The following is a 3,576-nucleotide window of genomic DNA, read 5'->3' as shown; positions in this document are numbered from 1 at the left end:
GGGCTGGGATCGGCAGCCTGACTATCCTACCCCAACTAGCCTTCCTCTGCCTCGTTGGTCACGTTGCCACACTCAGGGTTATTGTCCTTGCGGAGAGTGCCGATCAAAGTGCTCACCACCACGCAGCGGTTTTCGCCCTGGGAGTAGGTGCTGCTGACCACAAAGCGCCCCAACTGACGCGCCCGCCCTTCCGAGTCGAAAACGGCCCTTCCGCCGTTGAAGGTATTGCTGGCAGTAACAAAATTATTGAGGCGCACCCACTGACAAGGGGTGGGCTCATCGCAAAGGCCTTCCTCGTCTTGGATCACCAGCGTGGGGACATTCGGATCTGAGTTATCGATCTCGACCACCCAAGCACGGCCTTGGAGAGAAGCTCTGGCGTTGGCGCGGGCGGTGCGCAGGGCTCGCTCCACCTTGTTTTGCGCGTCCTCCAATTGGATGCGCGCCCAGATGTTGATCCCGGAAGGGACGGCCAGCCCGGCCAGAATGCCGATAATGACCACCACCGCCAGGACCTCTGTCAGCGTGAAGCCCTGGGATCGAAGCGGCCGCGCCGGGCCAATGGTTTTTTTCTCCAAGGCCAACATGGTGGACATTCCCCCTAGGAGAGTTGACGGTTGATAACACCGCGGGCAAGAACCCGAGTTTGCAGCGGCAGCAGGTAGCGCGACACCTCTGAGATATCGACGCTGGTGGCATCCTGAATGTAGCGACGGAAGAGGCCGGGGTTGGCCCGCTCCATGGCCGTGGCCGTGATGTTGATGACCACATCCTGGGGTCGGTCGGCGCCGGGGCTGCGCCGCACGCAGACGTAGAAGCCCACGTCGTTCTGGTTATCTGCCAACCCTGAGAAGGTGACGCCGTTGGGTTTGCCGCCGCCAAAGGCATAGCCCTGCGGGCAAGCGGGTGCAACCTGCGGACTCCCCTCCCGGCTGCTGAAGATGTTGGAGACCAGAGCTATCAGGCGAGGGCCATCCGCCCTGCTGGCAATGGGGATCTGGCGTGCTCGGGCCTGCTCGGAAGGCCAAGCAAGGAAACCTTCCCGGAACGGATCGGGATCTTCAACAAAGAACGGGCTGCGACCAGCGCAGTCATTTTGACCCTGAGTGTTGAGGGGGCGTAACTCAAAACGCTCGATCCGCGCGTTGCCTTCCCAAGGAGTGTCCCCTGTTGGGTTGCCGGCGTTGTTGTAGTTGCGGCGCAGGTAGTACACCACCAGGGTGTAAATGCCGCGGCGGCTGAGCAGCGTTTCCCAATCCGCATTTCTGCCGTTTGTGAGCGGGAACCCAGCAGGTGGTTCAGCAGGCAAGGTAGCACGGCCTTCGCGAATCTGTTGCAAGGTGGGGTTGCCCGCGTAGCATCCCCGCGGGATCGGTTCCAGCTTCCAAAGGGCAACAACCGGGATAGCGTCATCGGGGCGGCGGATCCAGCCTGGCGTGTAGAGCCGCTGGATAACATCTGGGATCCCGTCTCCGTTGGGCTGTTCGGTGTCGTTGTAAATGTAGAGAGCTTCTGCCAGATCCTGCTGGATAAATTCCATGGCCTGGGTCAGCTCCGCCTGCACCTGGGTGCGGCCCGTCTCTTCCCGATCCAGCCGCATCGTCTCGATGACGATCATGGCGGTGGCCAGGAGAAAGATGGAGGCAATCAGCAGCGAGACCAACAGCTCGATGAGGGTAAACCCTCTGCTGGCTCGGCGGCGAAAGATCCTGAAAAACATAGGGAAACACCCCCATCTTGCAACAGGTTTTGCGGAAAGGAACTTAGGCTCTACCTCAGGTTTCAACAGGACTGGCAGGCAGGGGGAAAGCCCGGCACCTCTCGATGGGATCCGCACCTATGGTAATGGCTATCTGCCGGCAAACATCTCCCAAGTCGGCGGCGGAGTTAATTTCTACAAAGGAGGTGGCCAGGGGAAAGAGCCAGACATCGGCATTGGCCAAGTTTTGGTTGGCCGAAACCAGCTCCGTTCCCAATCCAGGCAGCGCTTGGCGCGTGTCTGGATCAAAAGAAAAGCGGTGGTAAACCCGCACGCCCAGGCGAAAGCTGCAGGGCACCCCCTGAATGACCCTGTTTTCACGGCGGTCGATGCAGGGCGCTCCCTCGTCGCGGAAGGTTTGGATGACGTATTCTTCCGGGTTCCGCCCCGGCACTTGAACTTGCGCCAGGCGAAGGGAATAGTTGTCTTTGTGGGTGTAGTTGCCGGCATTTGCATCGGCGGGCATCTCGTCAGGGGGTGGGGTGTTGGCCAGCGGGTCTTCTCCCACTCTGGGCAGACGATCCCGTTGAGCCGGATCCTGAAAAGCCTTTGGAGCAGCCGACAGCTCGATATCCACCAGGGTGCGGATGCGATCCACCTCCTCCTGGGCCAGGCGATTGGCCAGCTCTACCCGCTCGCTCATGGCCCGCCGGTAGGCAACTAAGGTAAGGGCAGGGGCAAGAGCAGTCATGGCCAGCGCCACGATGATCACCGAGGCCAACACCTCAATGAGGGTAAAGCCCTCTGCTGCCGATTGCCGCCAAAACTGACCCTTGCTCATCGATCCCTCCCTATTTCGCCCCTACTTTAATTTGCCCCTGACCGGACGGATCTATATCAGATCCATATCAATTGAACTCATTGCAGCCGCCAATCTGGGCAGACGGATCCAACGGCACATCCGGCTGATCCTGGAGCGCGCAGCGCAGCCGCCGCACATACGGATCTTGTGGATCCAGCTCGCGCAGGAACTCTGTGCGCGCGTTGGAGGGGAATTGGAAGCGGCTGGAGACGGCGCCGGGGCGGCGGGCAATCTGCAGGCCCACGTCGTAGCCGAAGCGGCGGTTGGGTGGGGAGTAGTAGTCGTAGCCGAGCACAAAGGTTGGATCCGGCACCAGGTTGGGCGGCTCGAAGCTGCGCTGCAAGAAGGGGCCGGTGGCATAGGTGCTGTAGTTGAGCTGGATCATTGAGCCGCTGAAGAAGAGGTTGGTATTTCTCCACAGCTCGTTGAGGCGCAGGAAGTTGTGCATGCCGCCGGCGGTTTGATCCAGCCGCGAGGGGAGCACGCCGCTAACAGCCACCGCGTTGACCCGCGTCTCTCGGGCCGGCTGCAGTTGCCGGTTTTGGCTGCCGTCGTCGTTGCGGCGGCGCTGGTTCGGGTCGGTGGAGGCCAGTTCTTGGAAGCGGGGAATAGGAATGGGTCGCCGCGTCACCTCGTCCAGGATCACCCCTAGCACCGGGTTGGGGCCGTCAAAGCCCGTGGTGGGGCTCTTCAGATCCAGGGTAAAGGGCTCCACATCCACCCACTCGGGGTTATTGCCGTTGCCGCCATCCCGGTCAACCTGTACCTGGATGGTGTTGCCGTTGGGCTTGACGTAGAAGCACAGGCCGTTGCGGATTTTTTCGCTGTCCCCATCGCCCCTATCGTCGATGTAGTAGCCGTCCGCGTACTGGGATGCGGGGGTGTAACCCTGGGCCGCAGCGGTCTTGTTGACGCGGGCGTAGGGGTTGAGCGCCATTTGGGGTTGGATTTCGAGTACAGTCGCAGTCTCGTTGGGCTGGCGACCCATGTCCAACCCAAACAGCGGATCCCGATC

3 protein-coding genes and 1 pseudogene are annotated in these 3,576 nt (G+C 61.0%); all 4 read right to left on the bottom strand.

Annotation, left to right across the window (positions count from 1 at the left end; genetic code table 11):
• Nucleotides 1-35: 35 nt before the first annotated feature.
• Nucleotides 36-587 carry a Tfp pilus assembly protein FimT/FimU gene (locus NW844_RS12470; protein ID WP_414336093.1) on the bottom strand — a complete coding sequence of 184 codons (552 nt, stop codon included), beginning with the start codon at nt 585-587 and terminating at the stop codon, nt 36-38.
• A 14-nt stretch (nt 588-601) separates the two neighbouring features.
• Nucleotides 602-1,720, bottom strand: coding sequence for a PilW family protein (locus NW844_RS12465; protein ID WP_414336092.1), 1,119 nt, complete (start codon nt 1,718-1,720; stop codon nt 602-604).
• 55 nt (nt 1,721-1,775) lie between these two features.
• On the bottom strand, nt 1,776-2,540 hold the full coding sequence (locus NW844_RS12460) for a prepilin-type N-terminal cleavage/methylation domain-containing protein (RefSeq protein ID WP_414336090.1): 765 nt from the start codon (nt 2,538-2,540) through the stop codon (nt 1,776-1,778).
• Between the two features lie 67 nt (nt 2,541-2,607).
• Nucleotides 2,608-3,576, bottom strand: a pseudogene (locus tag NW844_RS12455) (type II secretion system protein); the annotation flags it as partial.

This window comes from Synechococcus sp. H55.2 (assembly GCF_047462495.1).
Classification (GTDB): Bacteria; Cyanobacteriota; Cyanobacteriia; order Thermostichales; family Thermostichaceae; genus Thermostichus.
Note: the sequence above shows the minus strand (reverse complement) of the source record. Positions and strands in the feature narration are given on the sequence as shown.

Bases quoted from the DNA above. Each gene is read 5' to 3' on its own strand.
- NW844_RS12470 (WP_414336093.1), bottom strand. From the start codon at position 587: ATGTTGGCCTTGGAGAAAAAAACCATTGGCCCGGCGCGGCCGCTTCGA.
- NW844_RS12465 (WP_414336092.1), bottom strand. From the start codon at position 1,720: ATGTTTTTCAGGATCTTTCGCCGCCGAGCCAGCAGAGGGTTTACCCTC.
- NW844_RS12460 (WP_414336090.1), bottom strand. From the start codon at position 2,540: ATGAGCAAGGGTCAGTTTTGGCGGCAATCGGCAGCAGAGGGCTTTACC.